The sequence below is a fragment of the Aerosakkonema sp. BLCC-F183 genome (assembly GCF_041929145.1).
Classification (GTDB): Bacteria; Cyanobacteriota; Cyanobacteriia; order Cyanobacteriales; family Aerosakkonemataceae; genus Aerosakkonema.
In genome coordinates this window covers 1-21,092 of record NZ_JBHFNU010000039.1, presented here as the reverse complement: position 1 = coordinate 21,092, position 21,092 = coordinate 1, and the positions used below count along the sequence as shown (strand labels likewise).

Sequence of the window (21,092 nt, the reverse complement as noted above, 5' to 3'; positions counted from 1 at the left end):
GACTTGCTAAAGAAGCTACGCACTCGTTCTATCTTGAGAGATAGATTGAATATGCCCGATCTCCGCTTAATCAAACACCAAAAAAATCTGATAGATTCCGATCTCAAGCAGACAAACCGATGATAGAAAAAATATTGCTAGCCGACTCCGGAACGGGTCATACTGAAGAAATGCTCAAGGCGTTGATGGAAATCCCTTCCCTCAAACCCGCTTCTGTAACCGTTTTGCACGTCGTTCCTCCCCAAGTAACTTCTGATGGTATGACCGCCAAGTGGGAAGAAGGAGGCAAAATTCTCGCCACCGCCATTCAGAGCTTGCAATTAGATCCCAATCACGTCAACGCCATGTTGCGACAAGGCGACCCCAAGAGTATAGTTTGCGAGGTTGCCGATGAAATCAACGCTGATTTGATTATTATGGGTTCTCGCGGGCTCAAGCGCCTAGAGTCGATTTTGGAAAACTCTGTCAGTCAGTATGTTTTTCAACTCTCCGCTCGCCCCATGCTCTTGGTCAAAGACGATATCTACGTCAAAAAAATCTCCAAAATCATGGTGGCAATGGATGGATCGGAAGCTTCTAAAGAAACATTGAAGCTGGCTCTGTCTCTTTTACGCGATATCAAAGGCGGTCAGCTGATTCTAGTTCGCATCAACCCGAAAGTAGAAAGCACCAGTCCCGAAACTAATCCCGTGCTAGCACCGGCAGTTGCAGAAGCGAAAAAAATGGGCGTTGCCTATCGCTGCATTATCGGCACTGGCAAGCCTGGTGAAGAAATTTGTCGCATCGCCGAGGAAGTTGGTACAGACCTTCTCATGCTGGGGTCTCCCGATCGTCGCCCTTCGATCGCCAAAGGTCTCCCAGATTTAGACCGACTGTTGGGCACTTCCCTTTCAGACTACGTGCGAGTTTATGCCAACTGTCCCGTATTGTTGGCACGTACTGTCGCTTAAGTTTTGAGTTTTGAGTTTTGAGTTAAATAAACTGATTCAAAACTCAAAACTCTCTTTATTGGCGGATTTTTGCTCAGCGCTGCATCAATCAGCTTTGTTACCGCTTTCGCGGGTACTGGTTTGAATGTACAGAATTAGTAAAAACACACTTGGCACAAGCACAAACAGGATGCTTGCCAGAAACCCTAAATCATTAACTTGCATAAACCCCAGCCTTTATTTCACAGCAATTTTACATCACTAGGATACCACTAGAATGTCATACCTAATCCGCTGCTATTACCTCTTTATTCACAGGAGGGAGTGGGGGAGTGGGGGAGTGGGGGAGCGGGGGAGATCGATAAGAACATTGAACCCGAAAAAGAAGGTAGCAGACGCGAATTTAGTGTCAGTCCAGTATTGGCACTTGGCGCTAAAAACTAGGTTTCTTTAAGGATGAGAATAACCTCGTTTTTGTAAGTACTGGACTGCGCTCTAGAAATACCTGACTAGCAGCACAAAGCGCTCAAAACAAACAATCGGCTTAACGTTTTGACGGCTTCGTAACGACGCTAACAGGGCCATTTACCAGAGTTTGACAAGCAAGACGGCAATTTTGGCCCCTGTTCTTCAGTTTCCGATTTTCCACCTCAGTACGCGGCGAAAGGTTTTCCATCCCTTCAGCAATCTCTACAACGCAGGTACCGCATTGACCGTAACCCCCACAATTCATCGCTTTTCCCATGAATGTGTAAAGGTCAATCTTATTTTCCAGCATTTTCTGTCTTAAATTAGCACCGCTGGCTACAACTACTTCTGTATTTTCCTTGACAAATTTGATATTACCCATTAGAGATGCCTTCTGCGTCAAAGTCTCCATAATCACAAGCCCCTTATAGCTATCATATTATTTTACTTAAATTTACCTTATTTTAAGAAATATTACAAATTATGTCGCTGCTATGACAAAACTGGCCTGACGTGCTACTTGTCAGGCGGTCAACTGAGCCGAAATTCTAAGTTAGCGAGAAACAGCAGGAGCGCTGCTAGAAAGATTGCTAATAGCGCGTTGCAGATTTGCCAGTGCCCGATTGTAGTCGATAATAGCTCGTACCCGGTTCCCTTCCGCCCGCGTTAGCTCAGTTTCGGCATCGATCACCTCAGTTTGGGTGCCCACACCTGCCTGAAAGCGCAAACGTGCCAGACGGAGAGCTTCCCTGGCTTGATCCAAGGCGACATTAGAGGTTTGAATATTTTCCAAGTTCGATTGCAACTGGTAATAAGATTGTTCTACCTGCAAGCGGATTTGATTGCGCGTATCGGCAAAGCGAGTTTCGGCAATGTCTTTGTCAGCTTGTCGCTGAGCAGCTCTAGCTTGTGCAGATCCCCCATCAAACAAACTCCAGCGCAGCCTTGCTCCCACAGAGTAGCCATCGGCAATTCCAAGACCGTCGTTAAATACATCTAAAACATTGTAATTGGCGAATAAATTGAGCTGAGGTTTGCGGGCAGCCAGCTCGGCGCGTCGCAGTTCTTGGTTGATATTTCTTTGGGCTAACTGCTGTTGCAATTCCGCACGGTTCTGAAAAGCTTGTATAATGCTTTGCTCCAGCGTTAAATCCCACAAACCTGCAATTTCCACCGGATCGGCAGCAGAAAGATTCACAGACTGGGGCAGACTTAATAGCTGAGCCAGAACGCGACGATTGATTTGCTGTTGAGAGCGATCGCGAATCAAATTTTGGTTTTCATTAGCCAGCTGCACTTGGGCACGCAGGACATCAAATTTAGTTCCCAATCCAGCCCGTTCCAGTAATTGGGCATCCCGCAAACTCTGCTGGGCGTTCTCCACAGCCGCCTGGGAAATGCGGACTTGTTGGTCAGATTGTTGCAAATCGTAATAAGCACTCGTGATGTCCAGACGAGTTTGTTCGCTCAAACGCTCCACTTCCAGCTGGCTGTTCCGCACCTGTTCTTCTGCTGCGCGAATTTGGGCAGCGCGACGACCGCCGGTGAACAGATCGTAACTCAATCCCAGCGTTCCGTTAATGCTAAACGAGCCTTCTTCTATTTGATCTACCCCTTGCCGATTTGCTCGCTCAATACTCAGTTCGCTCTGAGTCGATCGTCCACCAGCTGCATCCACTTGCAGATCCGCCGTCGGATATAAAGCCGCCCGCGCCTCTTGCAGCGCCGCCCGCGTCCGTTCCAACTCCAGCAACGCAATCTGAAGCTGTCGATTGTTGCGCCGCGCCAGTTCCAAAACTTGTTGCAGCGTCAGGGGCTGCGTCACCTCTATATTCACTTCTTCGGGTCGAGTCGGAAATTGTAAAGGATTGGGATTGGGTTGCAGATTGCTAGGGACTAAAGTTTCCGGGACGCGATTTTGAGCGATTAATCGGCTTTTGTCGGCAGCATTATAGCGATCGTTTGATATTTCAATCTGTAAATCCGCCCCTAATGACGCATTATTAGCATTATCTTGATTTTTGACGATATGCTGCTCTACCCCAGTTTGACGGCTGGGTAAACGATCCTGTATCAGCACGCCGTTATCGTGGGATGTCGAGACATTGCACGCTGCGTCCCGACACAACTCATTGCTAAGGGCAAAACTAGGCGTACTGCTACCGAAAATCGTTGTCAACTCTGCTAACGCAGCACTCACACTCACAACCACAAAATGACGAAATTTTGGCATATATTTCAGAATCGTTTGCTGCCTAGATGGTTTGTGCAAACTAGGGCGTCGGGGGAGAGCGGAAGAGCGGGAGAGCGGGGGAGCAAGAGAATTAATTTTTTCCTTTTTCCTTATCCCCTAATCCCTAACCCCGACGCCCTTTCATCAGCCGAGCTTGAGCCGAAGTAGCGATGACGTAAAACACCGGCACTATGTAAAGGCTCAAGAAGGTAGAAATTAGCATACCCCCTAAGACGGTCATTCCCAAAGAAACCCGGCTGGCAGCACCGGCACCGGTAGCGATAGCCAGTGGAATTAAGCCAAAAATAGTGGAAAAAGCCGTCATCAGTATAGGACGAAACCGCACCAAACCAGCCTCAATAGCAGCTTTAGCGATCGGCAAATCCTGCTCTTGGCGCAATTGGTTGGCGAATTCGACGATCAAAATCGAGTTTTTCGTCACCAAACCGATCAGCATAATCAAACCAATTTGGCTGTAGACATTTAAATCCAAACCCCGCAGCAACAAAGCCGCAAAAGCACCCAACAGCGACAGGGGTACAGCTAACAGAATCACTAAAGGGTCGATATAACTTTCAAACTGGGCAGCCAAAACCAGGAAAATAAATGCTAAAGCCAGACCGAAAATATAAATTGTCGATTGACCGGCTTCTTTAAACTCCAGCGACTCACCCGACAAAGTAGTGCGGATATCAGTCGGTAGTTGCTGCTGCGCCAGATTCTGCAAAGCATCGAGAGCCTGACCCAAACTTTGACCCGGAGCGGGACTACCAGAAATAGTAGCAGCTCGCGATCGATTAAAGTGATTGATTTGAGGAGGCGTCGTTGAAGGAGTCACCTTCACCAAGTTAGTCAGCGGAATCATCTGTCCCTGCTGGGAACGCACATAAAACTCCCGAATATTCTCAGGAGAAGCGCGGAAGCGATCGTCTGCTTGCACGACAACCTCATAGCGCCGATTCTCCCGGTTAAAACTCGTAATTTCTTGTCCGCCCAAGAGAATTTGCAGCGTGCGGGAAATATCTCGCACCGACACACCCAAATTAGCAGCTTGCTCCCGGTTAATCGTCAGAATCAACTCTGGTTTATTCAGTCTTAAATCAGTATCCACGTTCACCAATTGGGGCAACTGTCGCGCTTTTTGAGCTAACTTATCCGCTTCTTGTGCCAGCGTTTCTAAATTATTCCCTTGCAACACAAACTGCACCGGCTGACTGAATCCCGCCCCTGGTAAAGCGGGAGGATTAATTGGAATCACCAAAGCGTCCGTGATTTGCATATATCGACCGAAAAGCTGACCGATTGTAGCTTGTTGCGATTGAGAAGGCTGTGGACGCTCTTGCCAAGGTTTGAGTCTGCTAAACACAAATCCCTGATTAACTTGCCCTACCCCAGAACCGCCTCCAAAAGCACCAATGGCAAAGTAACTCTCGATCGTGGGAACCTGACTCAAAACATTTTCCACCTGCTGCATCACTTTGTCTGTGTAGTTGAGGGTAACACCCTGCGGCCCTCGCACAACCGTTAAAATCGCACCTCGGTCTTCGTTTGGTAAAAATCCCACCGGGATAAGCTGAAACAGCCACGCTGTCACCGCCAAAGAGATCAAAAACAACACGACGATCGCTAATTTTAATTTCATTAGCAGTCGCAGAGATGCAGCATATATATCCCGCGTCCGGTTTATCCCCCATTCAAAAAAGTTCAGCAGCCAGTAAACGGGAGCGAAAACCGATCTCAAACCAAATCTCCTCTGCCCCTCCGCTCTTCTCCCCTCCCCGTGGGACGGGGAGGGGTAGGGGGTGGGGTTTTCCCGATGGGACGGTTTGAGCAACCTAGCCGACATGGCGGGAGCTAAAGTCAAAGCGGCGATCGAAGAAAATACTACCGCTCCGGCAATCGTCAAGGCAAATTCGTTGAACAAACGACCGGTTGTACCCGCAGCAAAGGCGACCGGCACAAACACCGCAATCAATACCACGGTAGTAGCAATAACCGCAAACACCACCTCTGTTGTTGCCTCAAAAGTAGCTGGAAATGGAGCCATGCGCTTTTCTTCGATGTAGCGCACGATATTTTCCAGCACCACAATGGTGTCATCCACCACCAAACCGGTGGACAGGGTGAGCGCAAACAAAGTCAGCGTGTTCACCGAAAATCCCATAAAAAACATCAACCCAAAAGCGCCGATCAGGGAAATGGGAATTGTTACTGTGGGAATTAAGGTGGCACGCCAGTCGCGCAGGAAAATAAATATGACCAGGACAACGAGTGCGATCGATAAATAAAGGCTTACCCAAACTTCTTCAATTGCCAACTCCACAAACGCAGAACTATCAAAAGCAATCTGGTAACTCATTCCCTCTGGAAAATTATGGGAAAGTTCTTCCATCTTTTCTTTGGCACCTTCAGCAACATCCAGCGTATTGGCGTTGGAGAGTTTCACTACACCTAAACCCACTGCTGGTTGTTGTTTGAAACGCACGAAGGAGCGTTCGTTTTCCGCTCCAATTTCGGCTCTGCCGATGTCTTTGAGAGTGACTTGAGTGCCATCTTGATTGCGTTTGATAACTAATGCTTCGTATTCTGGCGGTGTTTGCAATCTCCCCAAGGTGCGGACAGAATATTCCGATGTTTCTCCTTCTACCAAACCGGAAGGAATTTCTACGTTTTCCTGACGCAGTGCTTGTTCGACATCGAGAACTGTCAGATTTCTAGCCGCCATTTTCTGCGGATCTAGCCAGATCCTCATGGCATAGCGCCGTTCGCCGCCAATAATGACGCTGCTGACTCCCGGCACTGTTTCTAGGGCGTCTACGATTAACTTGTCGGCATAATCGCTCAATTCCAAGGTGGAAAATTTTTCGCCGTACAAGGCAAACCAGACAATGGGTGAGGAATCGCCCGATTGTTTGCTGACTACGGGCGCTTCCGCATCATCCGGTAATCTGCCGGTAACGCGGGACACGCGATCGCGCACGTCTTGAGCTGCGGATTCTAGGTTGCGGCTGAGTTCAAACTGAAGGGTAACTGTGCTGACTGACTCTCGACTTTCTGAAGTCAGGGTTTTAATTCCTTCAACTCCGTTCAGTTCTGCTTCTAATATTTCCGTAATTTCTGTTTCTACAACTTGCGGGTTAGCACCCGGATAAACGGTGCTGACGCTGACTACGGGCGGGTCAATGCTCGGATATTCCTGTACCGGTAAGCGGGTGTAACCTACTACTCCCACCAGAATTATTAGCAAGGAACACACGGAAGCAAAGACCGGTCTTTTGATAAAGAAATGGGTGAACATAAGCAAGTCAAAAGTCAAAAGTCACTCAGTCAAAAGTCGAAAGTCAAAAGTCGAAAGTCGAAAGTCAAAAGTCGAAATTCAGCCGCAAATCAATAATTATTGAAATTGGAAATGCTTTCTTGGCTCTGTAATACTTCCGGGTTAACTACCCCCTGAGTGAACTCTCCGCCAAGACGCCAAGAATAAGATGGAAAAAATAACCGGGGTAATCAACCAGGATTTGGTATAAGTTCTCGCGAACTATACAGCCTAATAAAAAGGGAAGAAGCACTTTTTTCTAAATATTGACTTTTGACTTTTGACTTTTGACTTTTGACTTTTTTTCTCACTTACTACTTTGCTCTTGGGAAGGAAGCGGCATTATAGGAGCGCCATCAGCTAACTTTTGATTGCCGGAAACGATAATTTGGGTTCCCGATTGCAATCCTTCGACAACTTCGGCTTTGTCGCCTTGTACTAAACCGAGTTTTATCGGTTGCAGTTTTGCTACTTGGGAACCTTGCTGTCCCTGTGCAGCTATGTAGATGGATCGATCTTGACCTTGAAAAATGATGGCGGTTGTGGGTACTACGACAGTGTTGGGGCGAGTATTCCAAATGATTTTGGCTCGCACAAATTGTCCATCTCGCAGCTGTCCCCTGGAATTATCAAAGGTAGCTTTGGCAAGGAGAGATTGGGATTCGGTATTGACTTTTGGCGAGATAAAACTGATCCGACCGGTAGAGGAACCTTCTACGCCTTGTAATTCTACTGGCAGTCCCAAGCGCAATTGCGGTTGACGTTCGATCGGGATTGCTAAATTTAGGTCTAAGGATTGGTTTTGGGTAATCGTCGTCAGGATGTCTGCTTTGCTTAAGTAGTCTCCCACTTTGACGGGAATGTCACCGACGACACCAACAAAGGGGGCAGTGACTCTAGTATCGTTCAGTTGAACTTCTGCCGATCGCACTTGCGCTTGCGCTTGGGCAACTTGGGCTTCTGCTTGGGCGATTTCCTCCGGACGCCTACCGTTCTGTAGCAGCTGTAAGGCTTGTTTTTCTTGTTCTAGGGCTGCTTTGAGGCTATCGATCTGTTCGGATCGCGGCCCTTTTTGTAACTGCACTAAAGCTTGTCGCGCTTCTTGAACGGTTGCTTCTGCTTGGGCAATTTCCTCGGAACGAGTGCCGTTTTGCAGCTGGATGAGACGCCGTTCGGCTTCTCGCAAGTTCGCTTGGGCACTGCGGTCTTCTGCAAGGGTTTGATCGAGTCGGTCTTGGGAAATCGCACCTTGCTGTCTTAGTTGGCTATATCGATTTGTTCTTTCTCCGGTGAGGAAGGCGGAAGCGCGAGCTGCATCGACTTGAGCTTTTGCTTGGGCGATTTCTTCGGGACGAGTACCTGCACGCGCTAGGGCTAAACGCGCTTCGGCTTGGGCTAAACGGGCTCTGCCTTGGGCAATTTCTTCCGGACGACTCCCGGACTGGGCTTCTGCTAAACGCGCTTCGGCTTGGGATACGCGGGCTTGGGCTTGGGCAATTTCTTCTGGGCGACTACCGACTTTTAGTTCTCTAAGGCGGGCTTGTGCTTGCTCTAAGCCTGCTTTTGCTTGATTTAGAGAGGCTTGGGCTCGATCGCTTTTGAGGCGAGCGATGATTTCGCCTTGGCGCACCAAGTTTCCCGGTTTTACATAAATTTGGATTACCTGTCCCTCGGTTTCCGATCGCACTTGTACCGATCGCTGGGACTCTAATGTGCCCACAAAGTCGGAAGTTTCTTGCAGAGTGGCTGTCTCTACAGGCGCGAGTTTGACGGGGACTCCCATCGGTCTGGCTGCGGCTGTTGGTGGTGGAGATGAAGCTGGTTGTTGAGTCTGCCACCACCGCCAACCGACTCCGACCGCCCCTAACAGAACGATCGCTGCCAAAATGTTATAGATAACGCTCCAATTTTTTGTCGCTGGAGGCTGGGACTGAGGTGCTTCGCTCCAATTTTCCTCCACAATTTGCTCGCTGTTTACATCCGATGGCACCTCCTCCTGAAGAATTGATGTGCTGGCATACTTGCCATTGGTCGGTTGCGAAGTTTTCTGGTGGTGCATGATTTTCCTAACTTAATTGACAAGAGCGCTGATTGCTGGTAATTATCCGTAAATCTTCCTCTGCTCCTGGGCCATTCTGCTCTTTGCGTAGTTGCGATCGCAGCCAGTTAATTTCGTCTTGGAGCATAGCAAAGTGTCTCTTCCAAGTGTCTGACTGGTAGCGATCTGCTGGCATCGGTTCTATCTCCAGGCTTTCCAGACGCAGCCGACAAACCATTAAGCGGTGTTCGAGTAGCTTGTCCCGCTCTGCGGATTCTAAATTGCTAAAAAAGAAAAACTTGATCGTAAAGCGAGAGCGAGTGTTGACCCAGCTCTCATGTGGATGTTCCAACATTTTTTGCCGCCAGCGATCGCGCCCCGTGGCGGTAATTCCATAAGTTTTGCGGCTTGGGCCTGCTTCTCCGGGTCCTTGGCCTAGTGTTACTATATAGCCACTCTCTTCTAGACGCCGCAACAAAGGATATATGGCTCCATAGTTGACGCTGATGCAGCTACTCATAAACAACTCCAGTTGCTGCTTTAACCGATAACCATGCAGTGGCTCGCGCAGAAGTAGACCCAGGGTAGCTAACTCAAGCATATATATTGGTCTGATATACCAGGCAAAAGGTATGCTGATAATTTAACATCCTTGGCTGGAAGAAGGTTAACTTTTGGTAAGCACGGTACTGACTAGAAACAGTAACACTACCAAGTTCTAAAAAAATGCTCTGTTAGTGCTTCCCTCTAAAGATTCATCTTCCTACTAGCCGCTAGATGAATACCTCCTACCCTTGGGTCGCCCAATAGGGTGAATTTTTATCGGAAGGGAGAAACAAGGAAGAGAGGGGAGAGGGAGAGGGAAGGGGAAGGAAAAAAGAACGATCGCGATCTTCTGCCAGGAAGAAAGTGAACGGCAAGTGCTACAAAAACAAATACCTCCCCGTCAGATTGACTGGGAGGAATTGACATCTTGGTTCTGTAGATTGGGTCTTGCTAGAGCTGAGTAGGAGAGAAAAACACTAACAAGCGCATTGGCTCACACAACGATGATATGATTCAGTTTTGAGATTTTCGTTATCGCTATTTGACCGAAACAGCTTCTACGTCAACAACTTTATCTTCAACTGAAGATGGGGCAGAAGCATTATTTTCGGAGGAGTTAGCTGGATTCTGACTTTGACGCAATTTGACGTGATCGATTAACAGCTGGGATACTTCTGAAACCAGCAGCGTCATAATTGCAGCGTCGTCAATTAGCCCAATCACGGGGATAAAATCAGGTGCAATATCGATCGGGCTGAAAAGGTAAAGCAACGATCCTAAAATCAACCACCAGCGATACTTGGGGTTACGAATGGTGTTGCGATACCAGTTATAAAGTGATTGAATTGAGAAGTTCATTTTTGTAGCCTCTAGTTACTTTTTATTGTGGCAAATACCTCAGCGGCTGTGGGTGCGGATATCCGCAATTAGCTATGTTGGGCTGTTTTGGAGGAGTTTGAGGGTTTTTCTGAATTGAACGAAGGTGATGACCGCACCGGTAGCGCCTCATTTCTTTAAAATTGAGTTGCCCCAAACTGGTGTTAACCGGCAGGACGAGCATAGCGACGAAGTACGAATGGAGGAAACGAAAACTGTGGATGAGATTCTTAAGCAAATATACAATCTCGAACTTTTTAGGGACGGCGGGCCGGCAATGTGGCCGTTGCTGGTACTCTCAATTTTGTCGCTGACCGTGATCCTGGAACGTCTGTGGTTCTGGACAAAAATTCTGACTAAGGAAAAAGATATTGTCAACCGCGTTCTGGATGCTGCTTCTCAAGATTGGGAAACTGCGGCGGAAATTGCCAGACGGTCATCGAATAAACCGATCGGGCGCTTTATGTATGCCCCCTTACGCTTGCCCCAACCTGAACCGGAAGTGTTTAAACTCGCACTGGAAACAGCGGCGGAAGAAGAGTTGGGTGCGATGCGCCGAGGCGACAAAATCTTAGAAGCGGTGATTGCCTTGGCACCCCTACTGGGACTTTTCGGCACGGTTTGGGGTTTAATTGTCTCCCTGCGCGACCTTCGGATTAGCGATATTGGAACGGCGGCGGCATCTGAGGCAACTTTGGGTATCGGTCAAGCTTTAATCAGTACGGCTAGCGGATTGGTGGTAGCAATTTTCAGTCTGGCATTCTACCGCTTGTTTCAACTTTTTTTATTCAACCAAGTCAAAATTTTTCGTAAATCTGGCAATGAATTAGAGTTGCTATATCGACAGTTTTGGTCGCGCTTACAACTAGAAGATCGCCATCCTGCCAGCTACAACAATAGCAGCTCTCGCGAAAAGCCAAAGCCAAAGCTGGACAGTGCTAATGCCATTGAGGATGCCGAATAGTGTCCAGTCAGGCAGACCGCAGGGTATTGCTATTTTTGTTTTGACCGATCGCACTCTCCAATTCCGTACATTTCCACTCTAGCCCCGCTTGCAGAATGAAGATTAATCTTGACTCCCCATCCGATGACATCAAAATTGAGCTAATCCCTTTGATTGATGTCATTTTTTGTATCCTCACGTTTTTTATCCTGGCTGCTTTGCAATTCACTCGTCAGCAAGCAATTAGCGTCGATTTGCCTAAAGCTAGCAGCAGCGCGACGACAGCGCAGACGCGCCAGCTGTTAATTGTCAGTATCAATCCGTTTAATCAAATCTATGTAGAAAATGAACTGGTGACGCCAGAGAATTTGGAACAAAAATTGCGGGAATATCGCCAGACCAATCCGGAAGGGACGATGGTTCTATATGCTTCCAAGACAGCTTTTTACAACGATGTGGTGCAAGTTCTGGATAAAATGCGGCTGGTAGGGGGCGATCGCGTCGCCTTAGCAACCCTACCGGATACGCCCGATCGAGCGATCGATTCACCAGTTCCTTCTCCTACTCCTGGTTTAACACCTTATTCCCCCGGACTCACTCCACCCACTACAAATACTCCTGGTTTGACGCCAAACTCAGGCACAAATACCCTCCCTTACAATCCCTACAACCCCTACGCGACGCCCAACCCCGCACAGCCACCGGGAACGCTTAATCCTTCTGTTCCCGGTAGTGGAGTTTTAACGCCTACTGTTCCGCCTTCCGGAGTTGTTCCCGAAACACCAGCAACAGTGCCGACTCCCGGAACTTCAGCAGATCCTGCCAAGCCTCCATCTCCTTGAAACTACGGGCTATGGCGTCGGGCGTCGGGGTTGGAAGGAATTAAGAATGTCCTGGCTGACGACAGCGGTTGCTATATCTATTCCGGAAGATAGATACATTTTTGTGTTTTCTCAGATAATTTTTTGGTTTGAATTTAGATTCGTCATTGTCAAGTTTTAAAAGGAGTTTTTCTATGAATTTAATTGCCATTTTGATTGCTTGGCTGGTCACGGCTGTGAGCTTGTTCATTATTTCTAAATTGCCGCTGGGAGTGGAAATCGATGGATTTAATAAGGCGTTGACTTCGGCAGCAGTTTTTGGGATTTTAAATGCTCTTTTACAGCCGGTTTTAAAAGTTTTGTTTTTTGTGCCGAACTTACTGACTTTATTTTTGTTGCAATGGCTATTTTTAGCTGCAATCAATGCCATCATTTTTGGATTGGCCGCTTGGTTAGTAGAAGGATTTCGCTTGCGCTGGGGTTTCTGGAGTGCTTTTCTGGGTGCGATCGCACTCGGCTTTATCAATTCCTTGATTTTTAGATTGATTTATTAATTATCTCAGTCATTAGCTAGGATCGCAAATCGGCTTCTATACCCCTTTTTTACGAACCGCCATAGGCGCAGCCTTCCCGCAGGGTAGACGTGAAGAACGCGAAGGAAAGATGAAGACAAAAGGCGGACAAAATAAAAGGGTTATCGAAGCATATTTTGGATGAGAAGATTCTAGTTCGCTTCATGGAAACATAGCTATTAGTCAACTCCGACCTTTAGAGGTAGATCTATTTATGCCAATGAGCAGATGGAATATTCGCTCTGGCCTAGTTAAGGTGGTTATTGAAGGTGTTTTGATTGCGCCTCAACTAAAAACTGCGTAATTTGGCGCGGCTTTAAATGTTACTCGCCAAATTATGGATAGATCGGAGGAAGTTTCAATATGGATTTCGTTGATATTTTGGTAACTTGGCTAATCACAGCTTCTAGTTTGCTGATTCTGACCAAACTGCCGTTGGGGATTGAAATTGATAACCCTGGTATAGCTTATATTTCAGCAGCGGTTTTCGGGATTATCAATTCGCTGATTGCATTTTTCGTGTTGACAGTACCTAATTTCTTCACATTTGGCATCTACGGATTTTTTGCGAAGGTATTCACATTGGGTTTGTTTTCATTTTTTATCAATGCGATCGCTTTGACTTTAGCGGCTAGATTCGTGACTGGCTTCCGTTTGGAAAAGGGAATAATGAGTGCTGTATTTGTGGCGATCGCGCTTTCTTTGGTAAGCAGTTTAATTACAAGTTTTGTTGTCGGTCAACCGGCAGCAATTGCGTAAGTGCCTGCTTATACTAGATTGACAAAAAATATTTACAGTCCTTTTTAGCTGACTTACAAAGAAACCCGGTTTCTTGAAGAAACCGGGTTTCTAGGGTGTCTGGTTGCATCGGTATTAGATTAGTGATGCGAAAGGTTATCTGTGGGAATTGGAGGCTAAATTTTTACCGCAGATTAAGCAGATAAACGCAGATAAACGCAGATAAGAAAGCGATTTTTTGGGCAACCGATGCTACGGGAGATGATATTATTAAGCGGGAACTTCGATTTTTTGAGTACCGGCAAGTCCGAAAGCAGCGTGGATGGCTTGCAAGGCTGTAACGCCTTGTTCTTGGGCGACCACACAGCTAATTTTAATTTCGGAGGTGGCAATCATTTGAATGTTGATTTGATGTTTTGCCAGTGCTTCAAATAAACGTGCTGCGACTCCCGCCTGTCTTTCCATTCCTGTACCGACAGCGCTGACTTTGGCGATCGCATTATCTACTACAATATCTCCGCACCCTAAGTTGGCAACTGCCTCTGACAGCGTTCTTTTAGCAGCTTCGGCATCACCTCGCGCCACGGTAAAGGCGATATCTCGTCTGGGGCTGCCATCGACGATACGACAGCGTTGCGATTGGATGATCGTATCGACGCTGATATTATGCTTTGCTAATTGTTGGAACAATCGCGCTGCCATACCGGGACGATCGGGGATGTGGCGGATCGCTACACGCGCTTGATTGAGATCTAGCGCCACGCCACGAATGGGGGAAGATGAGGGGGGAACAGCAGAATGATGTTTCAATTGTGTGTCGATCGCTTCGACTGGAGAACAGTTAACATCGAAGGTGGCACAAAGCACGGCAATTGCGCGATCGCAATCATCCGCATCCACTACGCAACTGACTTTCACTTCCGAAGTGGAAATCATTTGAATGTTGATTCCCGCATCTGCTAGAGTGGCGAACATTTGCGCCGCTACACCGGGACGACCGATCATACCGGCACCGACGATGCTGACTTTGGCAATTTTCCCGTCTACCATTACTTCCGCTTCTTCCAGTTTGGAACTGTTACCTCGCAGGACGGGTGCAATGGCAGCTGCTACAGCTTCGGCTTTTTTGAGAACGCCTTTGCTGACAGTAAAAGCGATATCGTTAGAATTGCCTTCGTGAATTGATTGAATAATCAAGTCAACTTCTAACTCTTGCGAGGCAATTTCGCCAAACAGTCGCGCTGCTATTCCCGGACGATCGGGTACTCGCAGCAGTGAGACTTTAGCTTGATCGGTATCGAATTCCACCGCATCTACCGGACGGACGAGTTCCAGATCTGCCAAAGCTCGTTTTTGACGTATATTGGAAGTTACCCAGGTGCCCGGTTCGTCACTCCAGCTAGAACGTACTACTAAAGGGACGCCGTAGTTGCGGGCAATTTCCACTGCTCTGGGATGCAGCACTTTCGCGCCCAAACTAGCCAATTCCAGCATTTCATCGCAGGTAATTTCCGACATCAGTTGGGCATCCGGGACAATGCGGGGGTCTGCTGTCAAAATGCCCGGTACGTCGGTGTAAATTTCGCAACAGCTAGCAGATAGTGCCGCTGCCAAGGCGACGGCAGAAGTGTCTGACCCGCCGCGCCCCAGAGTGGTAATTTCCAATTCTTCCGTACTGGTGATGCCTTGGAAACCGGCGACGACAACTACTTTACCTTCTTTGAGGTGACGCTCGATGCGATCGGTTTCAATTCGCAGAATGCGGGCGCGGGTGTGTTGGGCTTCGGTAACAATGCCAACTTGGGTACCGGTCAGGGAAATCGCCGGTTGTCCCAACTCCTGCAATGCCATACTGAGGAGTGCGATCGAAACTTGTTCGCCTGTCGAAAGTAGCATATCCATTTCCCGGCGGTTGGGATTGGTGGAAATTTCGTAAGCTAGTTTCACCAGACCGTCGGTAGTTTTGCCCATTGCTGAAACAACTACTACCAGAGAGTTGCCAGCTTGGGCTGCTTTCCAGACGCGCTGGGCTACTGCTTGGATGCGTTCCACCGACCCAACTGAACTGCCACCGTATTTTTGAACAATTAGTGCCATAATTTTATTTTCCCAAGAGCCTCCTGCTTTCTTGACCCATTGAAGCGCAAAACCTGACAGAGTTTTATAGTTGGCTGCTGCTGCGGCTGAAAAATATCGCCGCTTCACCAGCTCGAATAGAGGCGTTAAATAGCGATCGACTAATTTAACTTACCAGACTATGCAAGAGGGTATCAGTGTAACTTCGTTTTTGTTTATCAAAATCTTGAGAGAGTATGAAAAGACACATTTACCCGTCTGGGGAAACAATAATAAACAATAAAGAAGAAAGTTAGCGCTTTAAACGATCGCACTCTTAGTAAGGACTCGCCTAGCAGCTGCATCGGGTATGGCGTAAGGCCGAATCGGCCAATATATAAGAAGGAGGGTGGCATATGGATAGTTTGCCCGAACCTATGAAGACAAATTTATTCAAGGAAATTTTCCCTGATGGCGGGGAAATGGGTAAACTGATGCGATCGCTTGACTGGTCGGCTACTCCTCTTGGCCCTGTAGAAACTTGGTCGGCGAGTTTGCGAACATCTGCGTGCATCTGCTTGGCTTCTCCTTTCCCGACGATCGTTTGGTGGGGGCCAGAATTCATCCAATTTTACAATGATGCTTGCGGCCCGATACTGGGTACAGCAAAACAAGATCGCGCTTTGGGACAGCCGGGGCATTGCTGCTGGTCAGACAAATGGGAAACGATCGGCCCAATAGTGGAAGCAGTTCTCAAGGAAGGTAAGGTTATCCAGTCGGAAAAGCTTGTGCTGTCCCCAGATAGCAACGGTGATGCAAAGCAGCACTACTTCACTTTTTGTTGCAGTCCAATTTGGGATGAAACGGGCAAAGTGGGTGGTGTGTTCGCTGCTATCAAGGAAACGCAACTCCAGGAAGACGAAAAATTACACGCAAGCGAACGAGAATTCAAGGCGCTGGTGGAGATTTCGCCGGATATTATGGCTCGTTTCGATCAAGAATTCCGCCACGTCTATGTTAACTCAGCAGTAGAACAAGCAACGGGAATACCAGCATCAAAATTTATCGGCAAAACGAATCGTGATTTAGGGATGCCAGAGGAGATTTGTTCTTTCTGGGAAAATCATCTTCAATACGTATTTGCAACGGTCGAAGAGCGCGTTATCGAGTACGAATTTCGCGCCACAGAAGCAACTCAATACTATCAATCGCGGCTCGTGCCTGAATTTGACAAAAATGGTGCGATCGAATATGTTTTGAGCATTACACGCGACATCACTAAGCTCAGACAAACTGAGTCAGCGCTGCTAGAAAGCAATCAAAGATTGGAGTGCATCATTCAAGCTTCACCCCTAGCCATTATTGCTCTTGATGTGCAAGGGAAGCTCAAAATGTGGAGTCCATCTGCCGAACGTATATTTGGCTGGAGCGCACAAGAAGTCCCATTAGATATTAGCTCGGTAATTTTAGATTTAGGATGGCAAGAAATCGAAAATTTCACATCTAAGGAAGTGCGTTGGCAGAAAAAATCTGGTGCGGCAATAGACGTTTCCATCTGGGCGGCACCAATGTACGATGCTAAAGGTAATATATCCGGTACAATCGCTGCAATTGCAGATATCAGCGATTGCAAACGGGCACAAGTAAAAAGCCAAAAATTAATTAAACTCCTCGAAAGCGAACAGGCACTCTTAGAAGCTGTGTTGCAGCAGATGCCGGCAGCTGCCATCATCGCTGAAGCACCTTCGGGAAGGTTACTTCTAGGCAATAAGTTGGTGGAGAAAATTTGGCGTCAGCCTTTTCTAGAAGCTGATAGTATTCTGCAATACCACAAGAATTACAGGGGTTTCCATCCTGATGGACGACTTTACGCACCCGAAGAATGGCCTTTAGCGCGATCGATCTCTACTGGTGAGGTGATCACCGATGAGGAGATTAATTTCCAGCGCGGTGATGGTAGCTGGGGGATAATGCGCGTCAGCTCTACCCCAATCTACAGCTACGAAGGGGCGATCGTTGCTGGAATCATGACTTTTTACGACATTACCGATCGCAAGCGGGCAAAGGAAGCCCTGCAAGCAAGCGAAGAAAGGTTCCGAACTCTCGTTAATTCCATGCAGGATATCGTCTTCACTTTGGATCGAGAACAGCGCCATACTGGTGTTTTCGGCTCTTGGTGGGAAAAGACGGGCGTTAAACCGGAATTCTTTTTGGGCAAGACTCCCCGCGAGATTTTAGGTGAGGAAGCGGCGGCAATTCACGAAGAAGCCAATCAAAGGGCGCTGGCTGGAGAAACGGCGATCTATGAGTGGTCGTTCCCCAGCGCTAATGGCACTGAATATTGTCAAACTTCCGTATCGCCGTTACGAAATGGTGATGGGGAAGTGATCGGACTTGTTGGGGTGGGACGCGATATTACTAAACTGCATCGAGCAGAAGAAGCACAGCGGTTTCTTGCAGAAGCTAGTAAAGTGCTAACGGCAACACTTGACTACGAGACGACACTGAGAAGTGTAGCGCGTTTGGCTGTGCCGTACCTGGCGGACTACTGCGCTATTTTCGTGTTGGAGGATGGGGGGCAGATCCGCCGGGTAGCTTTTGCCCACAAAGATCGATCGCCAGAAAGACTGTTTGAGGAATTGCAATCCTACCCGCTTGACTCCAACTCGAATGCGCCGGTAGCGCAAGTGCTGCGTAGCGGTCAACCGTTGCTGATTGAAGATGTTTGCAACTATACACCCAACTTGTTTAATGTGGCTTCTGAAGCAGGCTCAGAAGGCAATATTTTTAAGTTCTTTGAGGCGCAGGGGAGCGATGTCGATCGTTATCGGTTTATGGGCGAACTCGCTCCCAAATCGTTGGTAGTGGTGCCTTTGGTGGCGCGGGGGCGAACGCTGGGTGTAATTTCTTTTACTGGTACAGAGTCGCGGCGTCGGTATGAGCCAAGCGATCTAGCTTTGGCAGAGGATTTGGCTTACCGCGCTGCTTTGGCTTTTGACAATGCGCGGCTGTACACACAAGCTCAAGAGGCAAATCGGATCAAGGATGAGTTTTTGGCGATCGTCTCGCATGAGTTGCGGACGCCTTTGAATGCGATACTGGGTTGGGCAACTCTGCTACGGAAGCGTAAGTTCGATCCAGCAACGAGCGATCGCGCTCTGGAGACGATCGAACGCAATGCGCGATCGCAAAGTGAATTGATCGAAGATTTGTTGGATGTCTCGCGAATGCTGCGAGGTAAAGTTTCTCTAAGTCTCCATCCGATCGATTTGCTTGCTGTTATGGAAGCCGCAACTGAAGCTGTACGTCCCTCTGCTCAAGATAAGGGTATCGAACTTAAGTTGCTCTGCCAAGATAGGGGTTGTTTGGTATCCGGTGATTTCAACCGTTTGCAGCAAGTTGTGTGGAATTTGCTCTCCAATGCGATTAAGTTTACGCCTTCTGGGGGAAGGGTGGAGGTGAGACTCAAGGAATTGCAGATTTCAGATTTAAGATGGCAAATCGAACACAAAAATTCTGCTTTATCTCTGCAATCTGAAATCTTTAATTGGAAATTCAATCAATCTGCAAGATCCTATGCCAAGATCGCGGTAAGCGATACCGGCAAAGGTATCAGTACCGAATTTCTGCCTTATGTGTTCGATCGCTTTCGCCAAGCCGATAGCACAACCACAAGGGCGCACGGTGGACTGGGACTCGGTTTGGCAATTGTCCGTCACCTGGTAGAATTGCACGGTGGTACAGTCAAAGCAGAAAGTGCCGGAGAAGGACTGGGCGCAACTTTCACGGTTTATCTGCCACTTCTGGAAGAAACCAAAATAGCCAGAGAACCAAATTCTTCCCCTACTTCCCCTCTCCCCCTCTCCCCTACTCCCCCCCTCTCCGGCGTGCGGGTACTCGTCGTTGATGATGAGCCGGATACGCTAGAGTTTCTGAAAGTTGCCATATCACAATATGGCGCTCAAGTCAAGGCTGCGACATCAGTTAGTTCGGCACTGGAAGCGTTGGCAGAATGGAATCCGGATGTGCTGGTCAGCGATATCGGAATGCCCGACGAGGATGGTTACGATCTCATCCGCAAGGTAAGGGCTTTGCAGTCCCAGGCTGGGGGTATGCTTCCGGCTGTGGCGCTGACGGCATATGCGATGGAAACAGACCGTACAAAGGTTCTTGCTGCCGGTTTTGATAGGCATTTAGCCAAGCCGATAGATGCTGATGAGTTGGTAGGTGCGATCGTTCAGCTTGTGAAAATTAAAAATGGGTGAGTGGGGGAGTGGGGGAGTGGGTGAGTGCGGGAGTGCGGGAGTGCGGGAGAAAATGTTAGTAAATGAAGTTTTGAATAGAGATTTAAAAAGAAGCGATCGTCATAATTTAAGATTGATTCATTAATTCCAAAAACTCTTGCACGACTCGCTCGGGTTCATCGTCGCATCTGGTTGTATCGTAATTTTGGATGATGCAAATGCCATGCGATCGAAAAGTGCGATCGCTTTCTTCATCATTGGTTATATCTGGATTAGATACTTTCAGAATACCCCACTTGCCTTGGTGGAAAATGAGAAAATTAGCTGCTTGGCTTTGTCTTCCTTCCCCTGTTATCAGTCGCGCTTTGGTGTTAGGAAAAAACAGGACGTTTGTGCGATCGAGTGCTTCAGCAATTTTTACCTCTGAATGCGATCGAAATTGCCAATCATTCCAGTAATATATTTGCTCTTCCGAGTCAGCCTGATTTTCCTGCTTCTGTTCCTCTTCATCTAATTCAGTGTTATCATCCAGCATAATTGCTTTGGGAGAAACAGCCTGAGATAAATCTGTTTCAATGAAGTTTGCAACTACTCTAGCTCCATTCAGATTGGCTCCACTTAAATTTGCTCCGCTGAGGTTCACTTCAATGGTTAGATTCCGCTGTGAATTCACTTTGTTTTGTCGTAGATATCGCTTCAAAACAGGCTTGATATTATCTTTTTTTACCTTCTCACCCAATGCTTTTGATAATAGCTTCCATAGTTCATAGCCAGCAGCTTTGATATAATCAGAGTTATACCCACTGCTTTTAGCAATTTCCGCATAAGATTCTCCTTTCCAGGATTGACGAAACACTAGCTCTTGAACTTTGTTTAAGCCTTGGTAATCTAGCGCCGTTTCGACAATCTCTAGAGCTTCGTCAACAGTCATGCGTCATATTTCCTCAGTAGTGGAGTATCAAGTTTCGTCTATACTATGGCAGAAGTGGTTGTCCCCGGCTGTCGTCACCAAACATATATTTTAGCTAAATAACCACCGATATTACTTTTTTGTTACTTTTTTGTTACTTTTTCTGACTTTCCAATATGCTCTACAGCGGATAAAATATTATCAACTAATGGTAATAATATAAATTGCCATAAAGTTAGTCACAATTGCAAGAGTAAAAAAGCCCTGGGGGGGAGACAACAATCGGTCAACCCCTTACTGCGTGCGGGGTTGACCGATTGTTGTCAAAAAAAAATAGGTCTGCTATTCTCAAGTAGACCTAACTAATGAAAAAAATGAATTTAATACCTTCATTTTACACCCA

Annotated in this window: 16 protein-coding genes; 6 read left to right on the top strand and 10 right to left on the bottom strand. The window is 47.5% G+C overall.

All coding sequences use genetic code 11. The features are described 5' to 3' along the window. Positions 1-119: 119 nt before the first annotated feature. The gene (locus ACE1CD_RS09475; protein WP_374823476.1) at positions 120-950 is read left to right on the top strand and encodes a universal stress protein; all 831 of its coding nucleotides are present in this window, start codon (positions 120-122) and stop codon (positions 948-950) included. Between the two features lie 84 nt (positions 951-1,034). On the opposite strand, the gene psbM is transcribed toward ACE1CD_RS09475, so the two are convergent. The 7 genes from psbM to ACE1CD_RS09440 all read right to left on the bottom strand — a co-directional run bounded on the left by psbM (position 1,035) and on the right by ACE1CD_RS09440 (position 10,388). Beyond that, on the bottom strand, positions 1,035-1,154 hold the full coding sequence (gene psbM / locus ACE1CD_RS09470) for a photosystem II reaction center protein PsbM (protein ID WP_374823473.1): 120 nt from the start codon (positions 1,152-1,154) through the stop codon (positions 1,035-1,037). A 319-nt stretch (positions 1,155-1,473) separates the two neighbouring features. After that, positions 1,474-1,779, bottom strand: a complete 306-nt coding sequence (locus tag ACE1CD_RS09465; RefSeq protein WP_374823502.1) for a 2Fe-2S iron-sulfur cluster-binding protein — start codon at positions 1,777-1,779, stop codon at positions 1,474-1,476. Between the two features lie 171 nt (positions 1,780-1,950). Then, positions 1,951-3,630 carry a TolC family protein gene (locus ACE1CD_RS09460; protein ID WP_374823470.1) on the bottom strand — a complete coding sequence of 560 codons (1,680 nt, stop codon included), beginning with the start codon at positions 3,628-3,630 and terminating at the stop codon, positions 1,951-1,953. Between the two features lie 124 nt (positions 3,631-3,754). After that, positions 3,755-6,928 (bottom strand): efflux RND transporter permease subunit, encoded by a 3,174-nt coding sequence (locus tag ACE1CD_RS09455; protein WP_374823499.1) that lies wholly within the window; start codon positions 6,926-6,928, stop codon positions 3,755-3,757. A 325-nt stretch (positions 6,929-7,253) separates the two neighbouring features. Then, on the bottom strand, positions 7,254-9,005 hold the full coding sequence (locus ACE1CD_RS09450; protein ID WP_374823467.1) for an efflux RND transporter periplasmic adaptor subunit: 1,752 nt from the start codon (positions 9,003-9,005) through the stop codon (positions 7,254-7,256). A gap of 7 nt (positions 9,006-9,012) precedes the next feature. Then, complete coding sequence (locus ACE1CD_RS09445) at positions 9,013-9,585, bottom strand: PadR family transcriptional regulator (RefSeq protein ID WP_374823464.1); 573 nt, start codon at positions 9,583-9,585, stop codon at positions 9,013-9,015. Positions 9,586-10,067: 482 nt separating this feature from the next. Further along, complete coding sequence (locus tag ACE1CD_RS09440; protein ID WP_374798148.1) at positions 10,068-10,388, bottom strand: YkvA family protein; 321 nt, start codon at positions 10,386-10,388, stop codon at positions 10,068-10,070. A 217-nt stretch (positions 10,389-10,605) separates the two neighbouring features. On the opposite strand from ACE1CD_RS09440, the gene ACE1CD_RS09435 reads away from it, so the two are divergent. Further along, positions 10,606-11,370, top strand: a complete 765-nt coding sequence (locus ACE1CD_RS09435; RefSeq protein WP_374798232.1) for a MotA/TolQ/ExbB proton channel family protein — start codon at positions 10,606-10,608, stop codon at positions 11,368-11,370. Positions 11,371-11,377: 7 nt separating this feature from the next. Here ACE1CD_RS09435 and ACE1CD_RS09430 read toward each other — a convergent pair whose 3' ends face one another. Further along, positions 11,378-11,533: a hypothetical protein gene (locus ACE1CD_RS09430; protein ID WP_374798150.1), complete on the bottom strand. Its 156-nt coding sequence runs from the start codon at positions 11,531-11,533 to the stop codon at positions 11,378-11,380. Here ACE1CD_RS09430 and ACE1CD_RS09425 point away from each other — a divergent pair. The 3 genes from ACE1CD_RS09425 (at position 11,520) to ACE1CD_RS09415 (ending at position 13,501) form a co-directional block, all read left to right on the top strand. After that, on the top strand, positions 11,520-12,191 hold the full coding sequence (locus ACE1CD_RS09425; protein ID WP_374798152.1) for a biopolymer transporter ExbD: 672 nt from the start codon (positions 11,520-11,522) through the stop codon (positions 12,189-12,191). The two genes, ACE1CD_RS09430 and ACE1CD_RS09425, sit on opposite strands and share 14 nt — an antisense overlap. Before the next feature lie 173 nt (positions 12,192-12,364). Next, on the top strand, positions 12,365-12,724 hold the full coding sequence (locus ACE1CD_RS09420) for a phage holin family protein (RefSeq protein WP_374798154.1): 360 nt from the start codon (positions 12,365-12,367) through the stop codon (positions 12,722-12,724). 381 nt (positions 12,725-13,105) lie between these two features. Then, positions 13,106-13,501, top strand: a complete 396-nt coding sequence (locus ACE1CD_RS09415) for a phage holin family protein (RefSeq protein ID WP_374798156.1) — start codon at positions 13,106-13,108, stop codon at positions 13,499-13,501. Between the two features lie 249 nt (positions 13,502-13,750). Here ACE1CD_RS09415 and ACE1CD_RS09410 read toward each other — a convergent pair whose 3' ends face one another. Next, positions 13,751-15,577 carry an aspartate kinase gene (locus ACE1CD_RS09410; RefSeq protein WP_374823461.1) on the bottom strand — a complete coding sequence of 609 codons (1,827 nt, stop codon included), beginning with the start codon at positions 15,575-15,577 and terminating at the stop codon, positions 13,751-13,753. Positions 15,578-15,951: 374 nt separating this feature from the next. Between ACE1CD_RS09410 and ACE1CD_RS09405 the strand changes: the two genes are divergently transcribed. After that, the gene (locus ACE1CD_RS09405) at positions 15,952-19,800 is read left to right on the top strand and encodes a PAS domain S-box protein (protein ID WP_374823458.1); all 3,849 of its coding nucleotides are present in this window, start codon (positions 15,952-15,954) and stop codon (positions 19,798-19,800) included. A gap of 106 nt (positions 19,801-19,906) precedes the next feature. Here ACE1CD_RS09405 and ACE1CD_RS09400 read toward each other — a convergent pair whose 3' ends face one another. Beyond that, positions 19,907-20,710 (bottom strand): pentapeptide repeat-containing protein, encoded by an 804-nt coding sequence (locus ACE1CD_RS09400; protein ID WP_374823455.1) that lies wholly within the window; start codon positions 20,708-20,710, stop codon positions 19,907-19,909. Positions 20,711-21,092 lie beyond the last annotated feature (382 nt).

What these genes read in the sequence shown, in the direction of transcription:
- ACE1CD_RS09475 (WP_374823476.1), top strand. Translation starts at nt 120, where the DNA reads ATGATAGAAAAAATATTGCTAGCCGACTCCGGAACGGGTCATACTGAA.
- psbM (WP_374823473.1), bottom strand. Translation starts at nt 1,154, where the DNA reads ATGCAAGTTAATGATTTAGGGTTTCTGGCAAGCATCCTGTTTGTGCTT.
- ACE1CD_RS09465 (WP_374823502.1), bottom strand. Translation starts at nt 1,779, where the DNA reads ATGGGTAATATCAAATTTGTCAAGGAAAATACAGAAGTAGTTGTAGCC.
- ACE1CD_RS09460 (WP_374823470.1), bottom strand. Translation starts at nt 3,630, where the DNA reads ATGCCAAAATTTCGTCATTTTGTGGTTGTGAGTGTGAGTGCTGCGTTA.
- ACE1CD_RS09455 (WP_374823499.1), bottom strand. Translation starts at nt 6,928, where the DNA reads ATGTTCACCCATTTCTTTATCAAAAGACCGGTCTTTGCTTCCGTGTGT.
- ACE1CD_RS09450 (WP_374823467.1), bottom strand. Translation starts at nt 9,005, where the DNA reads ATGCACCACCAGAAAACTTCGCAACCGACCAATGGCAAGTATGCCAGC.
- ACE1CD_RS09445 (WP_374823464.1), bottom strand. Translation starts at nt 9,585, where the DNA reads ATGCTTGAGTTAGCTACCCTGGGTCTACTTCTGCGCGAGCCACTGCAT.
- ACE1CD_RS09440 (WP_374798148.1), bottom strand. Translation starts at nt 10,388, where the DNA reads ATGAACTTCTCAATTCAATCACTTTATAACTGGTATCGCAACACCATT.
- ACE1CD_RS09435 (WP_374798232.1), top strand. Translation starts at nt 10,606, where the DNA reads ATGGAGGAAACGAAAACTGTGGATGAGATTCTTAAGCAAATATACAAT.
- ACE1CD_RS09430 (WP_374798150.1), bottom strand. Translation starts at nt 11,533, where the DNA reads ATGACATCAATCAAAGGGATTAGCTCAATTTTGATGTCATCGGATGGG.
- ACE1CD_RS09420 (WP_374798154.1), top strand. Translation starts at nt 12,365, where the DNA reads ATGAATTTAATTGCCATTTTGATTGCTTGGCTGGTCACGGCTGTGAGC.
- ACE1CD_RS09415 (WP_374798156.1), top strand. Translation starts at nt 13,106, where the DNA reads ATGGATTTCGTTGATATTTTGGTAACTTGGCTAATCACAGCTTCTAGT.
- ACE1CD_RS09410 (WP_374823461.1), bottom strand. Translation starts at nt 15,577, where the DNA reads ATGGCACTAATTGTTCAAAAATACGGTGGCAGTTCAGTTGGGTCGGTG.
- ACE1CD_RS09405 (WP_374823458.1), top strand. Translation starts at nt 15,952, where the DNA reads ATGGATAGTTTGCCCGAACCTATGAAGACAAATTTATTCAAGGAAATT.
- ACE1CD_RS09400 (WP_374823455.1), bottom strand. Translation starts at nt 20,710, where the DNA reads ATGACTGTTGACGAAGCTCTAGAGATTGTCGAAACGGCGCTAGATTAC.